Origin of the sequence: uncultured Ruminococcus sp., from assembly GCA_902785355.1 — a bacterium.
Classification (GTDB): domain Bacteria; phylum Bacillota; class Clostridia; order Oscillospirales; family Acutalibacteraceae; genus Ruminococcoides.
In genome coordinates this window covers 1-21,555 of the sequence record CACZYF010000013.1, presented here as the reverse complement: position 1 = coordinate 21,555, position 21,555 = coordinate 1, and the positions used below count along the sequence as shown (strand labels likewise).

The window sequence follows — 21,555 nt, the reverse complement described above, 5'->3', positions numbered from 1 at the left end:
TTAATTAGAATTATTATCTTTTGAAGATCCTTCCGCGGTTTTTGACCGCGCGGCGGATATCGAGCACAATGATACATACGGTCGCGATAATGATCACTAAAAGGATGATTCCTACGCCCCATACGGCGGCAGGGTTGACCGACCTTTTCTCGACACTGCTGACCTCTGCGGAAGCAGAGCAGGCTTCAACGAAACGTTTCTGCATATACGCGTAGATATCATCGTCGATGTTCGAGAAGGTGTAGCACTTATCGAGATACTCCTGCGGCGGGTTGAACAGCTCTGAGGAAACAATCTCTTCATCGAGCAGTTCGAGCGCGCCGGTGTTGGGAGTTCCGTAGCAGATATACTCCGCGTTAGCTGCCGCGATCTCGGGTTCGCACATGAAGTTGATGAACAGCTCGGCGTTCTCCTTGTTCTTGCAATTTGCGGGGATGCACATCGCGTCGTTGAAAAGATTCGACCCCTCCTCAGGCAAACAATAGGCCAGATCCTCGTTATTATCCATCATAGTCATGATGTCGCCGGCGTAGTAGGCGCACAGACCGCTCTGGCTGCCCTCCATCTCGGTGAACACCTGATCCATGACGTATTTCTTCAGCACAGGCTTCTCGTCGATCAGCTTCTGAGTCGCGCGATCAATATCCTCGCGGGTAAAGGTTGTAGAACCCGGATCAATCGGCGGATCGCAAAGCTGCATGGCGATCGCCATCGCGTCACGGGAGTTGTTGAACATCAGGATACCGTCGTCCTTATACTTTGGATCCCACATATCCTTGAAGCCCGTGATAGAGCCCTCTTCAATCATCTTGGTATTATATCCGATCGCGACAAAGCCCCAGGTATAAGGCACACTGTATTCGTTATCGGGGTCATACGCCATATTCTTGAAGCGATCGTCGATATACTTGTAGTTCGGAATATTGCTGAAATCAAGCTTTGCGAGCATGCCCTCCTCGCGCAGACGCGCAGCCATGTAGTCGGAGGGGAAGATCACGTCATATGTGGAGTTGGAATTGGTCAGTACGTTGTATAACTCCTCGTTTGTTTCAAAGTTGGTATAATTGACCTTAATATGATAGCGCTTCTGAAACTCAGCGATAACATCCAACATACCGTCGTCACCGGGAGAAACGTATTCACCCCAGTTATAGACGTTGACTTCACCCTGATAGCCGCCGTCATAATCCGCCTCGTCGCCTGTCGCGCCGGAGTTACCCGAGGAGCAGGCGGAAAGCGCAAGTACAGGCAGTAGGATCGCCGCGGATAGGATCAAAAGAAAGAATCGTTTCATCGAGCTTCCTCCTTATCCCTGCGTGCAGAAACAAAGTTCGAAGTCAGCAGAATAGCAATGACTATAACAAACATCAGCGCCGAAAGGGCATTCGCCTTGGGATTGATGCGCTGGTGGGTCATGGTGTAGATCTGGATCGGCAGGGTCTGGAAACGCGAGCCGCGGGTGAAGTAGGTGATAACAAAATCATCCAGCGAATAGGTGAAGCTGATAAGGAAGCCGGAAAAGATACCCGGCAGCAGTTCGTGAAGCACGACCTTGAAAAACGCCTGCAGCGGCGAACAGCCGAGGTCGAGAGCGGCTTCATAAAGCGAACTGTCCATCTGCTTGAGTCGCGGGGTGACGTTGAGGATTACATAAGGCGTACAGAAGCCTATATGTGCTAAAAGCACCGTCCAGAAGCCCATCTCAAAGCCCATCATCACGCCGGCGAAGGTGAACAGGAGCATCAGCGATACGCCCGTTACGATCTCGGGGTTAATGATCGGGATGTTGGACACGTTCTGGATTGCGGAGCGTACACCGCCCTTGAAGTTATAGATACCGATCGCCGCAAAGGTACCGAGGATCGTAGAGATAACCGACGCAAGGATCGCGACAAGCAGCGTATTATACAGACTGCCCATGATCTGGGCGTCGTTAAAGAGCGCCTCATACCACTTGAAGGTGAAGCCCTTCCATACGGAGGTCTTGCCGTCGTTGAAGGAATAGGCGATCAGATAGATGATCGGCAGATAGAGGAACGCCATGATGATGCCGAAATAGATCTTGGAACTCAGCTTTTTCATCAGCTCACCGCCTCCTCATCACCGAATCGGTTCATAAAGACCAGACACCCGAGGATGACCACCATCAAAACCAGCGCGATCGCGGAGCCGGTATGATGATCGCTCTGGAATACGCGCTCGATGACGTCGCCGATCATGAACTGGGTACCGCCGAGATACTGAGCGACGAGGAAGGTCGACGCGGTAGGAACAAATACCATCGTCACACCGGAGATGATGCCCGGGATCGACAGCGGGAAGATGACCTTGCGAAATACGCCGATACCGTTACAGCCCAGATCCTGAGCCGCTTCGATCAAAGAGGGGTCGATCTTGCTCATAACGGTATGCAGCGGGAGGATCATGAACGGCAGAAACTCATAGACCATGCCGACCACAACTGCTCCGGAATTACCGATCAGGGTAATGTCGATACCGAAGAAGTTGAGAATCATGTCGAGCGGACCGTAGTTCTGCAGGATCAGCACCCACGCGTAGATACGCAGCAGGAAGTTCATCCACATCGGTACCATCAGGAACATAACGATCGTGCTCTGCGCACGCTGAGAACAGCGTGAGATAGAGAACGCCAGCGGGTACGCGAGCACCAGGCAGATCACGGTAGAGATCAGTGCGATCAACAGAGAATACAGGAAAACCTCGCTGTAAACGGATGCGTTTTTGAAAGATTCAAGCGAAAAATGTCCTTTGGTATCGGTGAAAGCATAATACACCACCATGACAAGCGGTACGATGGTAAAGACCAGCATCCAGCCGAGATACGGGATCGCGGGGCGCTTTGACTTCATTAACGAACGCTGCTTGTGCGACGCGGCAGATACCCGGGGCCTTGCAGCGGAAGCAGAAGCGGTGGAATTACTACTCATCAGCCGCCACCTCGCTGATCTCAGCCTTGCTGAAATCGAAACAAAGCGGAACGTAGGTCGCTACCTGCTCGTCGATATCGCTCTGCATGATCCACTTACGCTCGTCGGACTCAAGGATGATCTCGTTATGCTCACCCTTCCAGATAACCGACTCAATATAGACCTCATCGAGCTGACCTACGCCGTCGCCTGCGATATACAGCGCGTTGGGCGGGAGGACGATCTTGAGCTTTGTCCCCTCCTTGTAGTAGGTATCGGGGATGGTGACCTCACTGCCCTCGAGCAGAAAGGTAGTAGTATTATTTTCTTTATCGGAATAATAAACCTCAGCAAAAATATCATTCGTGGGGTTTAAGAACATTTTATCCATGATATGGATGTTGAAAGGATCAACACGCATACCAATCCTGTCCCCCACCTTTTGTGCGACGGTGGAGTGGATGAGCCAATGGCAGTTGTTGCAGCGAACGCTGATCTCGAAGTGGACGCCCTTGAAGATGACGTCCTCTACAACGCCGGAGAGCTTCGCCTGATCGGGGGCGACGACCTCGATATCCTCGGGGCGAATCACAACATCAACGGGCTTGTTCTTCTCAAAGCCCTTATCCACACAGTCGAGCTCGACGCCGAGCAGACGGACCTTACAGTCCTCGAGCATGGTGCCGTTGATGATGTTCGCCTCGCCGATAAAGTCGGCGACAAAAGCGTTGGCAGGCTCATTATAAATATCTTCAGGAGTACCGACCTGAGCGATCACGCCGTTGTTCATAACGCATACGCGGTCGGACATGGTCAGCGCCTCTTCCTGATCATGGGTAACATATACAAAAGTCTTCTGGGTTTTTTGTTGAAGCTGCTTTAATTCGATCTGCATATCCTTTCTCAGCTTCAAGTCGAGCGCGCCGAGCGGCTCGTCGAGCAAGACGACCTTAGGGTCGCACACCAGAGCGCGGGCGATGGCGACGCGCTGCTGCTGACCGCCGGAGAGCTCGCGTACGGGACGCTTCTCATAGCCCTTGAGGTCAACGATAGCAAGCATCTGCTTTACCTTTTGCTCGATTTCGGATTTCGACAACTTCTTCAGCTTTAGGCCGAAGGCAACGTTATCAAACACGTTCAAATGCGGGAACAGGGCGTATTTCTGAAACACCGTGTTCACGTTGCGTTTGTGAGGCGGCAGGTCATTGATCTGTTCCCCCTCAAAATACACCTCGCCGCTCTGCGGGGTCTCAAAGCCCGCGATGATACGCAGGGTCGTGGTCTTGCCGCAGCCGGACGGACCGAGCAGCGTGATGAACTCCTTGTCGAATATGTCGAGGCTGATATTATTCAATATCACCTCATTCGAATACTTGAAATTGATATCCCTCAAGGATACGACTGCATTTTGCTTCAACTATCTAACCTCCTTAGTTTTGAACGGATCATATCCGAACAACCGCTTTTGCGCTTTACAGCATGAATAATATCGCAAAGCGTCATTTTCAAATTATATATTTCATGTTGCACTTTGTCAATATAAAGCGATAAAATTTCCGCGAAATATTAACTAAAATAACGTCGATAATTCTACTATTATATAGAATCATATGATATTGACTTTTTACGCAGATAAGTTATAATATTTGTATCTGTGTGGTGCCGTATTTCAGGCAGATTTTTCCATTGGCACCTGTAAGGAGAGTTTTATGTTTCAGATATTTCAAGAACACCGGGGGTTTGGTAAGCAAATCATGCTCCTGGCGAAGAACGAGCTGATCAAAAAGTACAAGGGCGCGGTCATCGGTCCTCTGTGGAGCGTTGTCAAGCCGCTGTTTACCCTGTTCGTCTACTGGTTCGCCTTCGAGGTAGGTCTCAAGAGCGCCGGTAACGTCAAGGTCATCTTCCCGGAGCTGGGACATGCGGGCGGTACCTTCGAGTACAGCCGATTCCTGTTCATGCTGGTCGGCTTCATCCCGTGGTTCTTCATCAACGAGAGCATCGTACAGGGCGCGAAGTCCATCCGTGAGAACCGCCAGTTCGTCAACAAGGTCAGCTTTCCGGTATCAACCATTATGACCTACACCTCGGTCGCAAGACTTTACGTCCATATCTTTCTGACCGTACTGATGTACATCTACCTCTGCTTCGTCGGCGGCACCATCAAGCTGCCGGGCGCCGAGGAGGTCACGGCGGGCATCATGCCGAGCGTCTATAACCTGCAGATATTCTTCTACATGCCGCTGATGTTCATCTTCTTCCTCGTGCTGTCATGGTCGACAGCGCCGATGTCCGCTTTCTCGCGCGACTTTGAGAACATGATCGTATCCGTCATGTCGGGTATCTTCTGGCTGTCCGGTATCATCTACGACTCCTACCTGCTGACCGGCAAGAATCCTCCCGCAGACTGGATCAGAAAGCTAATGATGTTCAACCCGATCAACTTCTTCGCGAACGGCTACCGCAACTGCTTCCTGTATCACCGCTGGTTCTGGGAGTATAAGACCGAGCTGTTCATCTTCCTCGCTGAGTTCCTTGTCGTTATTCTCCTGGGCATCTTCAACTACAACCGTCTGCGCAAGAGACTGCCCGACGTACTGTAAGGAGGTAATATCATGTCAGAAGCAATTATCTCTTTCAAGAACGTAAGTAAGGAATACACCCTGTATAAAAACGACCGCGAGCGCTTCCGCGCGCTGTTCTTCAAGCCCAAGGGCGCCAAAATCAACAAGGCGCTCAAGAACGTCACCTTCGACGTCCACCGCGGCGAGAGTATCGGTATCATCGGCGATAACGGCGCGGGTAAATCCACCATCCTCAAGATGATCACCGGCGTCGCCTTCCCCAGTGAGGGCGAGGTTTACGTCGGCGGTAAGGTCGCGGCGCTGCTCGAGCTGACCGCGGGCTTCTCCACCGAGATGACCGGCAGAGAGAACATCTACCTCAAGGGCTACATCCTCGGACTCAAAGACGCATATATCCGCGAGATCGAGGAGCGTATTATCGATTTCGCTCAGCTCGGCGACTATATTGACCAGCCTGTCCGTACTTATTCGAGCGGTATGAAAATGCGTTTGGGCTTTGCGATCAACGTCAATATCGACCCGGATATCCTCGTCGTCGACGAGGCGTTATCCGTCGGTGACGCAAGCTTCAAGCGCAAGTGTAAGGATAAGATCAACGATATCATCGCAAGCGGCACCACCGTCCTCTACGTCAGCCATAACCCCGAATCCGTCATTGAGATCTGTGATCGTGCCCTGTATCTGAGGAAGGGTCAGCTGATGTTCGACGGCGAGGTACACGAGGCTTTCAATATGTATAAGAAGGTCAAGGAAGAGGAAAAGGCTAAAAAGGCGGCCGAGAAGAAAAAGAAGGACGCCGAGAAGAAAGCCGCGGAAGAGAAAAAATCAGCAGAAAAGAAATAATCGTTTTATCCTATGATTGAAACCGTTTTCAAGAACGAGATATACATGAGCGCCCGCTACATCAAGAGCAAGGGGCTGCAGCAGGACGGCGTCGCCATCGTCGGCACCCATCACTGCGCCGAATATCTCAAGGCTACAACAAAATATCTCGGGAGCGAGGCTCCCCTCTACCCTGCCGCCGCTGCGATCAACGGCGGCTTTAGCCGTTTATGGTATATTGCCGAGGAGGATCGCATTGACGAGGATGATATCAAAAGTGCGATCGCTTTGTGCGAGAAAAGCCATGCGAGACTGGTTGTTATTATTCTTTTATCGAACATTCCAGCCGGTGATACCATTCAGAAATATGCCGAGATGGAGCTGTTGACCGTGATGAATGATCGGCTCGGCGGTCTCAGAAAGCTGCTCGGCACATATAACGACGTCTGTTTATTATTCTTTGACAGAATATTCAGTGCCGATTTCGACTGCTTTGATCTAGCGGATATCGCGAAGGAAGCACAGAATGACCGCACTGTCAGCCTGACCCAGAGCATGGCGAACCGCTACACCTCGGCGCTGTATATCAGCGACGCGATCGACGCGGTCTACACCGTCAGTAAGCTCGGACATCCCGGCAACGCCTACAACGCCTCATCCTTCTACCTCAGTGAATACGAGCTCAGAAGCGAGGTCTACACCATGCTCGCGCGTCACGGGATACAATTACAGATCAACGGTGAGCCGACTCAGCCGGCGTATGCCGCGATCAGCAACGGCAAGCTGAAATCCCTCGGTTACGAGAACGCTTGTTCCTTCTCCGATGCGCTGCGTTACAGCCTGCTCCACCATCTGGAGCGGTTCAGCATCCAGACCGACCGTATCCACGACGGCTACAGCGGCAAGCTCAATACCCTGCGCGAGATCGAGAAGGATATGCTCAGGGAGATCGACCGAATATGCCGTGCGAATGATATCAAGTACTTTATCAGCTACGGTACGATGCTGGGCGCCGTCAGACACGGCGGCTTCATCCCGTGGGATGACGATGTTGACGTCGCCATGCTGAGATCGGAGTTTGAAAAATTCCGTCAAATTGCTCCAAAAGAATTAAACGACCGATTCAGCTACGAAAGCCATACCAACCATAACGGATACCACTACTTTTTCGATCGGATCACGGCGAAGGACACCTATTTCGCCTCCAAATACTCCGACGGCTACGAAATGCACAAGGGGATCTCGGTCGATATCTTCGTCGTTGATAATGTTCCCGCCGATCCAAAGGCGGCACACCGTTTCTGGAAGCATTTGATGCGCAAGCGTATGCTGATGAACGTGCGCTGGAAGGATACCGCCCGCAAGGGCAAGGCGTATCTGCTGAGCAAGCTGCTGCTGCCGATCCTTCGCCTGCGCTCGATGGACGGCTATTCGCGATCCTACGAGAAGGCAGTCCGTAAATATGAGCATAAGGAGACCGGATGGGTCATGCCCGCATCCTCCGACCATAAATACCGCGGAACCTTCCCCATCGAGACCTTTTCCGAAGTCATCCCCTATCGATTTGACGATGTAGACACCTTCATCCCCGTCGGATACAAGGACTTCCTGACCGCATGGTACACCGAGAGCTACATGGAGATGCTCCCGCTAAGTGAACAGAACCCCTTCCATGATTATTACCGACTCGATTTAGGCAGTAACATAGAAGAAAACAGCGATATCCACTTCGACTACATGGGTGAGCTGAGATAAAGGAGATCATTATGATTTTTGCAGTTATTTTAGCGGGCGGTACCGGCTCGCGCATGGGTTCGACCGATATGCCCAAGCAGTTCTTGGAGATCAAGGGCAAGCCGATCCTGAACCATACTCTGGAAAAATTCCTTCCCAACCCCGCCTTCGAGAAGATCATCGTCCTCTCTCCGCGCGCGTGGCTGGGTCACACCAAAGAGATCATCCGTAAATATACCGGCATGAGTGATCGGATCGCAGTCATCGAGGGCGGCAAGACCCGCAACGAGACCATCATGAACGCGATCGCCTATATCGACGAGCACTACACACTCGACGATGATACCGTGATCGTGACCCACGACAGCGTTCGTCCGTTTGTCACACATCGGATCATCGAAGAAAATATAAAAACAGCTCTCAGCTGCGGCGCGTGCGATACCGTCATCCCCGCTACCGATACCATCGTCGAGGGCAATAACGACAAGATCACCGCGATCCCCGATCGTCGGCTGATGTATCAGGGTCAGACGCCGCAGAGCTTCAAGGCGAAGCTTCTGCGCGATACCTACATGAGTCTGAGCGATGAAGAAAAGGAGATCCTCACCGACGCGGCGAAGATCCTGGTCATGAAGGGCATGGACGTGAAGCTCGTGCAGGGCGAGACCTTCAACATCAAGATCACCTATCCCTATGATCTGCGTATTGCCCGCTCCCTGCTGGAAGATGAGGACGCGCGATGATCAATACAGTCTACCGCCTGTGCGCTCCGCGCAGGTTCGAGATCGCGTTCAGTGAGATCGGGATGGACAGCGGCGTGATCGTCCGCCCCACCCACCTCTCTATATGTAACGCCGACCAACGGTACTATCAAGGTACCCGCGACCCGAAGGTGCTCCGCGAAAAGCTCCCGATGGCGCTGATCCATGAGGCGATCGGACAGGTCGTCTATGACGCTACCGGCAGCTTTACACCCGGCGACCGCGTGGTGATGGTACCCAATATCCCGATTGAAAGCGACGAATATATCGCCGAGAATTATCTGCGCTCCAGCAAGTTCTGCGGCAGCTCCGTCGATGGCTTCATGCAGGAGTACTACAGCATCACTCCCGAGCGGCTGGTCAAGCTCCCCTACGGGATCGACCTCGACGTTGCCGCGTTCACTGAGCTGGTATCCGTCAGCGTACACGCTATCAGCCGCTTTAAGAAGATCGCTCACGAGCGCCGCGACATCATCGGTGTATGGGGCGACGGCAACCTCGCCTACATCACTTCGCTTCTGCTTAGATATATGCAGCCTAAATCAAAAATCTATGTTTTTGGTATCAACCGAGAGAAACTCTCTGACTTCTCCTTTGCCGACGGCACCTTCCTGACGACCGAGATACCTGCGGAGATGCAGATCGACCACGCCTTCGAGTGCGTCGGCGGCAACGGCTCGCCGATCGCGATCGAGCAGATCATCGGTCTGATACGCCCGGAGGGCACCATTTCGATCCTCGGCGTCAGCGAATATCCCGTTGCGATCAATACACGCATGATGCTCGAAAAGGGACTGAGAATGTTCGGCACGAGCCGCTCCGGTCAGGATGACTTTCGCACGACTGTCTCACTTTACCATAAACACCCGGAGATCCCGCTCTATCTGAGCCGTCTCGTCGGCAACACCGTCGAGATCAACCGGTTTGCAGACATCAAAACAGCTTTCGAGACAGATATCAAGAAGGCTTACGGTAAAACGATCTTACACTGGAATCTATAACGACAAAGCCCGAACCGCAAAGGCTCGGGCTTCTTTATATCGTTTATTATTCTGTTTTTGAATTATGTTTAATTCTTATCAAGAATTAAACGTGAATTTCTCACCGTCATAGTCGCAGGTGATAGGCTTCTTGCTGTCGAAGTCAGGCTCCAGCATCTTTTCGCTCAACGCATCCTCGATGTTAGTGGTGATGGCTCTGCGCAGCGGACGCGCACCGTAGGCATCATCAAAACCTGCGTCAGCGACCTGAGCGATCGCCCGCTCGGTGAAGCTGACGGTCACGCCGAGCGTCTCCAGACGCTTGCTGAGCGTATTCAGCATCTTGCCGGCGATCTCCTCGATCTCGGGCTTCGTGAGCTTATTAAAGACAATGATGTCATCCACACGGTTGAGGAACTCGGGACGGAATACCTGCTTGAGCTCGCTCATGACCAACTCGCGGACGTTCACATCGCTGCTCTCTTCATTATTCTTGAAACCTAATACGCTCGCGTGCTCGATGATACGGCGTGCGCCGACGTTAGAGGTCATGATGATGATGGTGTTCTTGAAGTCCACCGTGCGACCCTGGCTGTCGGTCAGTCTGCCGTCCTCAAGAATCTGCAGAAGCATGTTGAACACATCGGGGTGAGCCTTCTCGATCTCATCGAACAGAACGACCGAATAAGGCTTGCGGCGAACCGCCTCGGTCAGCTGACCACCCTCGTCATAGCCAACGTAGCCGGGAGGCGAACCGACCAGACGAGAGACCGTGTGCTTCTCCATATATTCGGACATATCCAGACGGAGCATCGCGTTCTCGTCGCCGAACATAGCCTGCGCTAACGCCTTGCACAGCTCGGTCTTACCGACACCGGTCGGTCCGAGGAAGATGAACGATCCGATGGGACGCTTGGGATCCTTGATACCGACTCTGCCGCGGCGGATTGCTCTCGCGACAGCGGAGACCGCTTCATTTTGACCGACCACACGCTCATGCAGGATCTTCTCCATATTCAACAGGCGCTCGCTTTCCTCACGTGTCAACTCGACGACCGGGATCTTCGTCCACGAGGATACGATCGCAGCGATATCCTGCGCGCTGACCTCGTGTGCGCTCTCCTTGCTCTGCTCCTGCCAGCTGTCCTTCGCCTTGTTCAGCTGTTCGGTGATGTTCTTCTGTTCGTCGCGAAGCTGAGCGGCACGCTCAAAGTCCTGCTCGTTCACAGCGGCGGTTTTCTCACTTTCGAGCTGTTCGAGCTCTGCTTCAAGCTCCTTGACTTCATTCGGATAAGTCAGCGCACTCAGCCGAACCTTAGAAGCCGCCTCATCGATCAGGTCGATCGCCTTATCAGGCAAATAACGATCAGCGATATAACGAGAGCTGAGCGTAACGGCAGCTTCGATCGCTTCGTCGGATATCTTCACCTTATGATGTGCCTCATAGCGGTCGCGCAGACCCTTAAGGATCGCAATCGCGTCCTTCTCGCTCGGCTCACCAACCTTGACGGGCTGGAAACGGCGTTCCAGAGCAGCATCCTTCTCGATATACTTGCGGTATTCCTCAAGAGTCGTCGCGCCGATGACCTGGAAGTCGCCGCGTGCGAGCGAGGGCTTGAGGATATTTGCCGCGTCTGCGCTGCCCTCCGCGGCGCCGGCGCCGATGATGGTATGCAGCTCGTCGATAAAGAGGATGATATTCTTGCTCTTCTTTACCTCGTCGATAGCGTTCTTGATCCTGTCCTCAAAGTCGCCGCGGTACTTGGTACCCGCGACCATACCGGTGAGGTCGAGAGCGACGACGCGCTTGTCACGCAGATGCTCGGGAACTTCGCCGTTCGCAATCTTCAGTGCCAGACCTTCGGCTATTGCTGTCTTGCCTACGCCGGGTTCACCGATCAGACAGGGATTGTTCTTTGTACGACGTGAAAGGATCTGAATGATCCGCTGGATCTCCTCGTCTCTGCCGATCACGGGATCGATCTCACCGTTCTTTGCCGCTTTTGTCAAATCGCGGGAGAAGCTGTCGAGGGTCTTGCTGTCGCCGTCGGGCTCAGACTGTGCGCCGCCGTTCTCACGGAAGCCGCCCGGCTCCTCGCCCTGTAAGCGGGCGCTGAGACGGTCTGCGACCGACTGAGGGCTTACGCCGAGAGCGCTCAGGCAGCGGATCGCATAACTGTCACGATCGGACAGAAGCGCGACCAGCAGATGCTCGGTGCCGACATAGCCGGAACCTGTACGCGACGAGTACATCACAGCTGTCTGCATCACGCGCTTGGTTCTGGGCGTGAAATCATCGGGAGTCAAAGCGGTCTTTCTGCCGCTGCTGTTTAACAGCTCCTCTACCTTATCGGCAGTCACACCGCTGTCGTTGAGCGCCGCAAAAGCAACGCCGCTGTTCTCTTTGCACAAACCGAGAAGCATATGTTCGGAACCGATATAATCGTGGCCGAGCTTCTCTGCGCTTTCAATCGCCAGATTGACCGCTTTGTTCGCTTTTTCGGTAAAGCCTTTAAAATTGTATTTCATATACCCAACCTCCTTTGATGCCAAAGGCAATTAATCATTATATTAATTATTCAAATCTTTTTCTGATTATTTCCGCGCGCTTGATATCGCGGTCGCGGGGTGAGAGATCCTCACCGAATCGCGTCATAATTGACGCGGGCTGTATTTCGACAATCAGCCTGTCGATGCTGTCGGTCGAGAGGGTCTCGAGCTTCTTTGCACTGACTCCCAGTCTGACAAGTGACAGCAGCGTCATCGCCTCGTTGTGATCCATCAGCAGAGCGCTCTTCAATGTGCCGAGAGCTCGATGGATGCGATCCTCTAGCTCGATCTTTGAGAGCGCAGTTTCACGCGCGCGCATCTCCTGAGCGATCAGCTGGGTGGTGATGTTCCTGAGGTTCTCGATCGCAGCCTTTTCGGAAATACCGAGGGTGACCTGATTGCTCAACTGGAAGAAGGCGCCGGCGGGCTTGGTGCTTTCGCCGTACAATCCGCGCATCGTCAGTCCCAGCTTGCTGAGGTTCGCGCCGATACGATAGACCGCGCCGCTCATCTCAAGCGCCGGCAGATGGAGCATCACCGACGCGCGCATACCGGTGCCGAGATTGGTCGGACACTGGGTCAGATAGCCCAGACGTTTATGGAACGCGAACGCTAATTTCTTTGAAAGAATATTATCGATCTCATTCGCAATTTTGAACGCCTCATCCGGTTCAAATCCATCCTTAATAACCTGCAGGCGGATATGATCTTCCTCGTTGACCATGATCGAAATTGCGTTATCGTCGCTGAGAAACACCGCTCTGCCTTCCTTTGCACTGATAAAATCAGGGCTGACCAGATGGCGTTCGATCATCGCGACGCGGATCGCGTCGGATACCGAATCGAGGTCGATGCGGTGGAAGCGGATATCGCTGTCCTTCAGCGCCTCACCTACTTTATCGACGATCTCACACGCCTTGTCGGCAGGCAGTCGGATCGGAAAGGGATAATCCTTCAGATTTCTTGCCAATCGAATCCTGGTCGATACAACAGCCTCACTCATAATTAACCCTCCAGCTCCTTGATTTCGTCACGCAGCTGAGCCGCGCGTTCAAAGTTCTCATCTTCAATCGCCTTCTTCAACTCAGCTCGCAGGGAATTAATCTTATCCTCCGCCGGAGCTGTTTTATCAGCACTTGTATCGCTCTCATTGACGGTATATTCGATCACGTCAGGGCGTTTGCCCTTGTGCTCGGTATTGCCGTGGATGCTGCGGATGGTAGGCATCAGCTCATTGAAGAAGGTGTCATAGCAATCCGCGCAGCCGACCTTGCCGGTACGCTTGATATCGTTCAGGGTACTGCCGCAGGTGCCGCAGTGAGCCGCGCCGGAGATAGCAGGCAGCGCGTTTGAGAAGAAGCTCGAAAGCAAACCGCCGAAATCTGCCGAAAAATCAGGGAACATCTGATCATAACCAAGTTCATGCGCGCACTCGGGACAGAGCATGTACTCGGCATACTCGCCGTTAATCATTGTTTTGATGTGGGTAGTGGCTTCATGTTTCTTACAATGTTGACATAACATGGAAATTCCTCCTTTACATGTACAAAGCGCATTTTCATGCCGCGGGCGATTCATGACTTAAGTCAGTTCATGCCGCGGACAATTCTTTTCACTTTATTCTATCATTTATTGTTAAATCTATGTGTCGAGCAGTGTCAGCAGCATATTTTTGAATACCGACGCTCGAAGGCTGTCACGATACTGCTGCGGTACGCTGAGATAAGTCCTCTCACCCATCGCCGCCGCCATCAGCTTAGCGGTCGCGGGATCGAGCACCTGTCGGCTGAGCATGTTGTCCAGCATCACCTCGGCGGTCGCTTTATCAAGCGTACTGCCGATCGCGTTGACGATGTGCATGATCGTACCGCTTCGAGTGGTATTGATACGAGTGATACGGATGTAACCGCCTCCCCCGCGCCTTGACTCTACGATATAGCCCTGCTCGGGCGTGAATCGCGAGGTGATGACATAGTTGATCTGACTGGGGACACATCCCAGCGTCGTAGCGAGTTCATTTCGCTTGATCTCGGCTTCGCCGTCCTGTCGTTCCAGTATATCTTTAATATATTGGGCGACCAAATCGCTCATACGCATTTTACTGACCTCTAATCCGTCTAGTTGTCGTTTGTCTTTCTCTGACCTTGACTATAGTGTACACCATTGGTCAAAGAAAGTCAAGGTCAAATTTAAAGATTCACAAATTGTTCATAAACACAATCATATTTCTAATTTAGAAATATAAACAACAATAGAAAAGGCACTGTAATCGCTACAGTGCCTGATACTTCGTTATGCAGTTTTACAGAACCTTACGCAGGAAGTCCTGAGTACGCTCATTCTGCGGATTGCCGAAAACCTGATCGGGAGTGCCTTCCTCACAGATAACGCCGTCCGCCATGAACAGTACACGGTCGGATACCTCGCGCGCAAAGCCCATCTCATGGGTAACGACGATCATCGTCATGCCCTCGGCGGCAAGCTCTTTCATAACGTCCAGAACCTCGCCGACCATCTCGGGGTCGAGAGCGGAGGTAGGCTCGTCAAACAGCATGATATCGGGATTCATCGCGAGCGCGCGGGCGATCGCCACACGCTGCTGCTGACCGCCGGAGAGCTCTCCGGGGAAGGAATCCGCCTTATCAGCCAGTCCGACGCGCTCCAAAAGCTCCACGCCCTTGGCGTACGCCTCGGTCTTGGTCATCTTCTTGAGCGAGACCGGAGCCATCATGATATTCTTGATGACGGTCATATTCTGGAAGAGGTTGAACTGCTGGAACACCATGCCGATGTTCTCGCGCACCTTATTGATATTGACCTTCTTATCGGTAATATCAAAGCCGTCGATCTCGATCTTGCCCGAGGTAGCGTCCTCGAGCTTATTCATACAGCGCAGAAAGGTGGATTTGCCGGAGCCGGACGGACCGATCACGCAGACGACTTCGCCTTCATAGATGGTCGCGTCGATACCGGTCAGAACCTCGTTCTTGTCAAAGTATTTATGAAGGTTGGTAACAACGACCTTCTTATTTGATCTGTTAATGTTCGTCACGATGTCTCTTCCCCTTCTTCGCTTCGTATTTTAACTTCTTCTCGATGTAGCTCGAAACCAGCATCAGGATGGAGATGACCAGCAGGTACATCAGCGCAACGACCGCGTAGGTCGCGAAGTACACATAGGTACTGCCGACGTAAGTCTTCGCCTTATTAACGACCTCAGCCATACCGATAACGGAGAGGATGGAGGTATCCTTGATGGTGATGATGAACTGGTTGACCAGCGAAGGGATCGAGAACTTGATTGCCTGAGGCAGAACGACCTTAAGCATGGTCTGCGCCTGTGACAGACCCAGCGAACGCGCCGCTTCGCTCTGTCCCTTCGGAACAGCCATGATTCCGCCGCGGTAGATCTCGGCGAGATAGGCGCCGGCGTTCAGCGAAAGGGTGATGATGCCCGCAGTAAATGCGTCAAGACGAAAATCGGGGTTGATCGTCATCTGCACGAGCTGAGGTAAACCGAAGAACACCATCAAAGCCTGTACCAGCATAGGAGTACCGCGGATGATCCAGATATAGACGCCCGCGATCGCGCGCAGAACAACATTCTTCGACATCTTCATCAAACACATGAACAAACCGATGATCATGCCGATCACGATAGAGATGAGCGATACCCTGACGGTCAGCCACAGACCGTCAAGCAGCATCGGCAACGCTTGTTGAAAAACTCTTCCAAAATCCATATACTACAACTGCCTTACATAAAGTTCAGCACGATAAGCGAATACCGTGCTGAACAGAATTAAACTAAGATATGATCAACGATCGGATCAATAACCGTACTTCGCGAGGATCTCCTTGTACTTGCCGTTCTCCTTGATGTTCTTCAGACCGTCGTTGAACATCTCGATCAGCTCAGGATTCTTGCCCTTCTGAACCGCGAAGCCGTAGCCCTTAACGTTCGCGGGCTCCTCGGAGATGATGGAGAGATCAACCTCACCGGACTTGATCGCGTAACCGATAACGGAAAAGTCCTCAACACAAGCAACATCAGTGCCGGTCAGAACCGCCTGATACATGTTATCGGAACCCTCATAATAGTTGATGGTGAAGCCGTACTGCTCCTTGATGGACTCAGCATACTCGCCGCCGACAGTAGAGGTCTTAGCGGCAACGGTCTTGCCCTTGAGATCTTCGAGCGTAGTGCCTGCCTTGGCAACGATAACCTGACCGTCGTCAAAGTAAGCGTCGGAGAAGTCGAAGGTCTCCTTGCGCTCGTCGGTGATAGTCATACCGGCGATCATCGCGTCAGCCTGACCGCTCTGGACAGCGCCCATAGAAGCGTCGAAGCCCTCGTTGTGCATCTCATACTTGATGCCCTGATCCTCAGCAATCGCAGCCATGATATCCATGTCAACGCCGACATAGTTATTTGTCGCGGTATCGAGATACTCGAACGGCGCAAAAGCGTTGTCGGAATAGATCACGTAGGTCTTTGAGTCGTTGGTCTTAGTGTCAGCAGACGCCGTATCCGCGGGCTTGGTCTCAGTTGTCGCATTCTTGTTACCGCAACCGGCAAGAACCGCTACGGAAGCGATCATCGCAACTGCCAGCAGAAGTGCAAATACTTTTTTCATCATGTTTCTCCTCTTTCTTTAATAAATTAATACGTTATCGCGGTAAATCGCGATAAAATCAAACAACCTCTGTAATTATACACTAAGGGGTAATTTTTGTCAATAAATTTTAAATCAGTTTATCTGTAAAAACGGCATAACTATCAGCTTTGCTCCAAAAGATCGTCACACAGCGTACAAAGAAGCATAGTATATGGTGTAGCTGATGATTTCATCACCTATAAGAGAACTTAGGAGGAAACAATATGTGTAACAATAACGGTTTATTCGGCGGCAACAGCTGCTGCGGTATCATCATTCTGCTGATCGTCCTGTGGGCTTGCTGCGGCAACAACGGCAACAACGGTTGCGGCTGCGGCTGCGGAAACGACTGCGGCTGCTGATCACTGATCGCTCAAAAAAACGGGGCGCTTCACGCGAAGCGCCCCACCCTTTATACAATAAATCAGACAAGCTTTTCTGTCCATTCCTGCTCACGGAAACCGACAAGTACATAATCATCTCCAATCAGCAGCGGACGCTTAACGAGCATACCGTCCGTCGAGAGAAGGCTGAGCTTCTCCTCGTCGGTCATCGAAGGCAATCGATCCTTCAGCCCCATGCTCTTGTAGAGCTGTCCGGAGGTGTTGAAAAAGCGCTTGATCTCAAGACCGCTTTTACGAAGCCACACCCCGAGTTCCTCAGCGGAAGGGTTATCCTCCTTGATATCCCGGTAATGGTAGTTTATCTTCTTCTCATCCAGCCACTTCTGCGCCTTCTTACAGGTCGAACAGCGCGGGTAACACAGTAACAGCATAGTACGCTCCTTAATAATATTCATCATATTCCGCCTCGGTCTCATATCCGGGGACGGGTGTCTCGGTAGGCGTGGGCGGGTCGGTGGGTACGGGAGCAGGCGGATCGGTCGGTTCGGGAGCCGGCGGATCGGTCGGAGCGGGAGCCTCGGTGACCGGTGCCTGCGTCGGCTGAGGCGCCTGGGTAGGCGGTTCGGTCGGCTTTTCGGTCGGCTTCTGAGTCGCCGGGACGGTCGCCACGGTCGAAACAGTCGGTTTATTGTTCTTGTTGGTGTTCTGCGTGATGGCACGCACAGCGATAAAACCGATCGCGATGATCAGGATCGCGATAACAACGCCCAAGACCACCCACAGCCATGTATTTTTCTTTTCAGGAATATTTTCCTCCCTGAAATACTCGTCCAGCCGATCATCGTAGGGATTCTCTTCCTCAGTGTATTCGTCGAAGGAATCATTGATGATCTCGCGGTCATCATACGGCTCCTGCCCGGGAACACCGTTATCCTCAAACCGTCCGAAATCATACACTCTTGTTCGATCCGAGATATCGTCGGCGTTCTGCTGATCAACGTCCAACGGCGTTACATCAAAGCCTGTATGCTCGTTCATATCGGAATGGGAGTAGATCTCCTCCGGCTCGGGACGGGCATGACGGAGCGTCTGCTCGGGGATCTCGGCGCCGCAGTAACGACAGAACTTCGCACCGTCGATCACTTCTTTTCCGCAGTTATCACAAAACATGGTATCACCCTTTCGTTATAAAATCATATGCTCGTATATTAATACAAATGTGGAGCGTTGTCAAACCCTACAACCACTTTTTCTTCTTGAAATAGAACAGGCTGCCGATCAGGATCAGAGCGCTGAGAATGATGATGACGGGATAGCCCCAGTCGCTCTCCAGCTCCGGCATGTGCCGGAAGTTCATTCCGTACCAGCCGACGATCAGCGTCAGCGGCATGAAGATGGTCGTCACGACCGTCAGCACCGTCATGATACGATTCTGCTTGATATCCAGATGCGCCTTATAGATATCGCGTATCTGCAAAGCGTGATCGCTGACCGCCTTGGCGGTATCGCGAAAACGCTCGATACGGTTGACGAACAAGCGAAAGTAACGCAGGTTATCATGCTTGAAGAAGTTGTTCTCGTTCTCCTCGAGCTCCTGTGTAAAGTCGAGCAGCTGCTCATAGTGTACGCGCAAGGCGCGCAGATCGCCGCGGATCTCGTTCGCGCGTTCTACGTTGTCGACGTTGTCATCCTCTCGCTCGATATCGTCTTCGATCGCATTGAGCTCGACATCATAGCTCTCCAGGATATCGCGGTCGTCGCTGATGATCTGTTCGAGGAAGTCATACAAAAAGCGTTCCAGGCTGGGCAGTCGCCACTTCTTGGACATGCGGATATCATTGATGATCTTCTGAGCGGTACCGCCGTCATCGATGAAGACGATACCCTTCTCATCCAGCGCGAATGCGAATCGCCGCTGGATCTCATAATCCGTGCGGTCGGGAATGCTGAATGTACCCGTCAGGGAGTCGTAGTTGACCTCCGCCTTGGTTGAGTGGATCTCCGACGTCTGCGGCTCGATATCGATACCCATCTCGAAGCTGTCTTTCTGCTTCGCCCATTGTGCCGACGTCAGAACCGCTACATACTGGCCGCCGCTTTTCAGGTGTTCAAAATCCGTTTCCTCCAAGGTCTGGCGAATCAAATAATACAATGAACCTCACCCCGATCTGCGTCCGCATACTGTCGTATGGATAAGGATTTTTGGGCAGTTTGGCGGAAAAGCTGCAAGTGAGTTGCGTGCTCAGCCGTCAGGCGTGAATTAATCAGTGGCTACCAAGTGTCTATAATATCATTATACAACTCTCGGACAATAATGCAAGATTTTTCATCGTTCGGTTGACTTTTGCAAAAATACGGCTTGCCGTCCATCCGGACAACAAGCCGTATCGCCGCTTCTACTAATCTTTTTACGCCGCTCCGATGAGCTTTGACCATGTATCAATACCAACGACGCCGTCGACATTGACATTATTATCTTTCTGAAATGATCTAACGGCATAATCTGTATTTCTGCCGAAGATGCCGTCGATTGTCAGCGGGAGCTTGTCCGCGCCGAGGTAGTCGCTCGCCCTCAGAAGCCTTTGCAGGGTCTTGACCTGCTTCTCGCTGTTGCTGTAGCCCTCCTTCGCAAGGTATCTCATTCGCAGCTCGCAGGTCGCGGTGATCAGCTCGGGCTTGGAGGCTGACTCTCCCCCGCTGCCCTTCGTCCAGCCGTTGTAGCCGCCCTGTTTGATGATCGTCGGGTAATCGCGGTAGCAGATATCCTTGTCGATCACGCCGACGCCGCTGATCGAATTACTCTCGAGGTAATTGACCTCGCCTCCGTACTGCCACATACCGAGATTATCCCCGGTGTACTGACAGGTACTGTTCCACTGGGCGATCCACAGGTCACAGGACATATAAACGCTCTTGTCGATATATTCGCCGAGCCAGTAGATGCCGGTGTAGATCATCGGGTAATAGCCCGCCTTGCGGATCCCCTCGATGAAAGTACCTACCACCTCGGTGATCGTCGCCTTATTGAAACAGTCGCGACGGGTATAGTAGGCGCTGTCCTCTACGTCCAGCGCGATCGGCATGGTGGGCTTCTTGCCCTTCAACAACCGCTTGACATGCTGCACCTCGGATAATGCCTCCGATTTACAGGTAGCATACGAGTACAGGTACACGCCCCACGGCAAGCCGAGCGACTCCGCCTTCCTGACGTTCGCCTCAAACTGCGCGTCGTCCTGCGTCAGCAGATCGGAGCCGTAACCGCAGCGGATCATGACGTAATCGTACCCCGCCGCTTTGACTTTACCAAGATCGATATTTCCGTTCGCGTAGGAGATATCGACTCCCTTTGCGTTCTTAACGCTCATGCTTCTTGTCCTTTTTCTCGGGAACGGAGGTCGGATTCGACGCCGCGTCGATCAGACCCTCGCCGACGATGTACGCAATCACGGCAGCGCCCGCCATGATCAGAGCGGTGATCTGCGTGGTCTTGTCCTGAGGGTAGTTGAAGAACACCAGCAGCATGGCGACGAACTCCGCCACCGCCGCCCAGAACTTGCGTGAAGTCAGTTTGAATTTCAGGTTCATACACTCATCCTTTCTGTTTCTGATTGTCATTACGAGGCATTTATGCCGTGGTAATCTCAACCTGTTTACTTATGCTCAAGGTCATCGATCCGATGATTTACGACCTTGATGTCTTTTTCGATCAGCTTGACCGCTTCTTCCACCTTATAGGTGCGCTCGATCAGCTGATTATGCTTGTCCATCTTCTTTTCGAGCTGCTCGATCCGCTGCGCCTGCAGCGCGTCGCGCTTGTCGATTTCGGCGATGACCCCCTTGTGCTGTGAACGCGACTGGATCACCGCGACGATGATCGCCGCGATCGCCGCCGACCCGCCCGAGATCACTGCCGTGATGACGGGTATCATTTCGCCCGCGAGTTGCAATCGTTTCATCCTTTCGTGATAGAATACCCCTCTCAATCATGTCGAGATAATAAAAAAAGTTGCATAAAACTATGCAACCGTAATAATTATCAAAAAACTATCCGACAAAGTACGCTGATTTCATAAAAAAGGAACCCCGCTGCACGCACAATATCATTAAGATAAGGAAAAAATAAAGTATAGGAATACAGTCGAGAAGAGAAACTCGGCTGTATTTTTGTAATGAAGGTACAACAAGAAGACCGGA

22 protein-coding genes and 1 pseudogene are annotated in these 21,555 nt (G+C 52.3%); 6 read left to right on the top strand and 17 right to left on the bottom strand.

Going from position 1 to position 21,555, the window contains the following annotated elements; translation table 11 throughout:
- Positions 1 to 13: 13 nt before the first annotated feature.
- The 4 genes and pseudogenes from R2I50_RS04415 to R2I50_RS04400 all read right to left on the bottom strand — a co-directional run.
- Complete coding sequence (locus R2I50_RS04415; protein ID WP_316607907.1) at positions 14 to 1,294, bottom strand: spermidine/putrescine ABC transporter substrate-binding protein; 1,281 nt, start codon at positions 1,292 to 1,294, stop codon at positions 14 to 16.
- Positions 1,291 to 2,085 carry an ABC transporter permease gene (locus tag R2I50_RS04410; RefSeq protein WP_316607962.1) on the bottom strand — a complete coding sequence of 265 codons (795 nt, stop codon included), beginning with the start codon at positions 2,083 to 2,085 and terminating at the stop codon, positions 1,291 to 1,293. The genes R2I50_RS04415 and R2I50_RS04410 overlap by 4 nt, the downstream gene beginning before the upstream one ends.
- Positions 2,082 to 2,948, bottom strand: coding sequence for an ABC transporter permease (locus R2I50_RS04405; RefSeq protein ID WP_316607906.1), 867 nt, complete (start codon positions 2,946 to 2,948; stop codon positions 2,082 to 2,084). The genes R2I50_RS04410 and R2I50_RS04405 overlap by 4 nt, the downstream gene beginning before the upstream one ends.
- A 361-nt stretch (positions 2,949 to 3,309) precedes the next feature.
- Positions 3,310 to 4,344: pseudogene (locus tag R2I50_RS04400) on the bottom strand (ABC transporter ATP-binding protein); the annotation flags it as partial.
- 292 nt (positions 4,345 to 4,636) lie between these two features.
- On the opposite strand from R2I50_RS04400, the gene R2I50_RS04395 reads away from it, so the two are divergent.
- The 5 genes from R2I50_RS04395 to R2I50_RS04375 are packed head-to-tail and all read left to right on the top strand — an operon-like array spanning position 4,637 to position 9,830.
- Positions 4,637 to 5,530 (top strand): ABC transporter permease, encoded by an 894-nt coding sequence (locus R2I50_RS04395; protein ID WP_316607905.1) that lies wholly within the window; start codon positions 4,637 to 4,639, stop codon positions 5,528 to 5,530.
- 12 nt (positions 5,531 to 5,542) lie between these two features.
- Positions 5,543 to 6,355 (top strand): ABC transporter ATP-binding protein, encoded by an 813-nt coding sequence (locus R2I50_RS04390; protein ID WP_316607904.1) that lies wholly within the window; start codon positions 5,543 to 5,545, stop codon positions 6,353 to 6,355.
- A gap of 12 nt (positions 6,356 to 6,367) precedes the next feature.
- Entirely contained in the window at positions 6,368 to 8,089 is a 1,722-nt protein-coding gene (locus R2I50_RS04385; RefSeq protein WP_316607903.1) for a LicD family protein, read from the top strand.
- Between the two features lie 11 nt (positions 8,090 to 8,100).
- A complete protein-coding gene (locus R2I50_RS04380) occupies positions 8,101 to 8,811 on the top strand; it encodes a 2-C-methyl-D-erythritol 4-phosphate cytidylyltransferase (protein ID WP_316607901.1) in 711 nt (236 codons plus the stop codon).
- Positions 8,808 to 9,830 (top strand): alcohol dehydrogenase catalytic domain-containing protein, encoded by a 1,023-nt coding sequence (locus R2I50_RS04375; protein WP_316607900.1) that lies wholly within the window; start codon positions 8,808 to 8,810, stop codon positions 9,828 to 9,830. Before R2I50_RS04380 ends, R2I50_RS04375 begins: the two co-directional genes overlap by 4 nt.
- 78 nt (positions 9,831 to 9,908) lie before the next feature.
- Here the strand turns inward: R2I50_RS04375 and R2I50_RS04370 are convergent, their stop codons facing one another.
- The 7 genes from R2I50_RS04370 to R2I50_RS04340 all read right to left on the bottom strand — a co-directional run bounded on the left by R2I50_RS04370 (position 9,909) and on the right by R2I50_RS04340 (position 16,996).
- On the bottom strand, positions 9,909 to 12,338 hold the full coding sequence (locus R2I50_RS04370; RefSeq protein ID WP_316607899.1) for an ATP-dependent Clp protease ATP-binding subunit: 2,430 nt from the start codon (positions 12,336 to 12,338) through the stop codon (positions 9,909 to 9,911).
- A 46-nt stretch (positions 12,339 to 12,384) separates the two neighbouring features.
- Complete coding sequence (locus R2I50_RS04365) at positions 12,385 to 13,362, bottom strand: protein arginine kinase (protein ID WP_316607898.1); 978 nt, start codon at positions 13,360 to 13,362, stop codon at positions 12,385 to 12,387.
- Positions 13,363 to 13,364: 2 nt separating this feature from the next.
- Entirely contained in the window at positions 13,365 to 13,883 is a 519-nt protein-coding gene (locus R2I50_RS04360; RefSeq protein WP_316607897.1) for a UvrB/UvrC motif-containing protein, read from the bottom strand.
- A 117-nt stretch (positions 13,884 to 14,000) separates the two neighbouring features.
- A complete protein-coding gene (locus tag R2I50_RS04355) occupies positions 14,001 to 14,456 on the bottom strand; it encodes a CtsR family transcriptional regulator (protein ID WP_316607896.1) in 456 nt (151 codons plus the stop codon).
- A gap of 205 nt (positions 14,457 to 14,661) precedes the next feature.
- Positions 14,662 to 15,411: an amino acid ABC transporter ATP-binding protein gene (locus R2I50_RS04350; protein ID WP_399552832.1), complete on the bottom strand. Its 750-nt coding sequence runs from the start codon at positions 15,409 to 15,411 to the stop codon at positions 14,662 to 14,664.
- Positions 15,398 to 16,102 (bottom strand): amino acid ABC transporter permease, encoded by a 705-nt coding sequence (locus R2I50_RS04345; protein WP_316607895.1) that lies wholly within the window; start codon positions 16,100 to 16,102, stop codon positions 15,398 to 15,400. The genes R2I50_RS04350 and R2I50_RS04345 overlap by 14 nt, the downstream gene beginning before the upstream one ends.
- Positions 16,103 to 16,189: 87 nt before the next feature.
- Positions 16,190 to 16,996 (bottom strand): transporter substrate-binding domain-containing protein, encoded by an 807-nt coding sequence (locus R2I50_RS04340; RefSeq protein ID WP_316607894.1) that lies wholly within the window; start codon positions 16,994 to 16,996, stop codon positions 16,190 to 16,192.
- Positions 16,997 to 17,241: 245 nt separating this feature from the next.
- On the opposite strand from R2I50_RS04340, the gene R2I50_RS04335 reads away from it, so the two are divergent.
- Positions 17,242 to 17,379 carry a hypothetical protein gene (locus R2I50_RS04335; protein ID WP_316607893.1) on the top strand — a complete coding sequence of 46 codons (138 nt, stop codon included), beginning with the start codon at positions 17,242 to 17,244 and terminating at the stop codon, positions 17,377 to 17,379.
- A gap of 62 nt (positions 17,380 to 17,441) precedes the next feature.
- Here the strand turns inward: R2I50_RS04335 and R2I50_RS04330 are convergent, their stop codons facing one another.
- The 6 genes from R2I50_RS04330 to R2I50_RS04305 form a co-directional block, all read right to left on the bottom strand.
- Positions 17,442 to 17,792 (bottom strand): arsenate reductase family protein, encoded by a 351-nt coding sequence (locus R2I50_RS04330; protein ID WP_316607892.1) that lies wholly within the window; start codon positions 17,790 to 17,792, stop codon positions 17,442 to 17,444.
- A gap of 10 nt (positions 17,793 to 17,802) precedes the next feature.
- Positions 17,803 to 18,531 carry a zinc ribbon domain-containing protein gene (locus R2I50_RS04325; RefSeq protein ID WP_316607891.1) on the bottom strand — a complete coding sequence of 243 codons (729 nt, stop codon included), beginning with the start codon at positions 18,529 to 18,531 and terminating at the stop codon, positions 17,803 to 17,805.
- A 67-nt stretch (positions 18,532 to 18,598) separates the two neighbouring features.
- Positions 18,599 to 19,513, bottom strand: coding sequence for a CorA family divalent cation transporter (locus R2I50_RS04320; RefSeq protein ID WP_316607890.1), 915 nt, complete (start codon positions 19,511 to 19,513; stop codon positions 18,599 to 18,601).
- A gap of 256 nt (positions 19,514 to 19,769) precedes the next feature.
- Entirely contained in the window at positions 19,770 to 20,726 is a 957-nt protein-coding gene (locus tag R2I50_RS04315) for a GH25 family lysozyme (RefSeq protein WP_316607889.1), read from the bottom strand.
- The gene (locus R2I50_RS04310; RefSeq protein ID WP_316607888.1) at positions 20,716 to 20,946 is read right to left on the bottom strand and encodes a hypothetical protein; all 231 of its coding nucleotides are present in this window, start codon (positions 20,944 to 20,946) and stop codon (positions 20,716 to 20,718) included. Before R2I50_RS04310 ends, R2I50_RS04315 begins: the two co-directional genes overlap by 11 nt.
- Positions 20,947 to 21,011: 65 nt before the next feature.
- Positions 21,012 to 21,317: a hypothetical protein gene (locus tag R2I50_RS04305; RefSeq protein ID WP_316607887.1), complete on the bottom strand. Its 306-nt coding sequence runs from the start codon at positions 21,315 to 21,317 to the stop codon at positions 21,012 to 21,014.
- Positions 21,318 to 21,555: the final 238 nt, after the last annotated feature.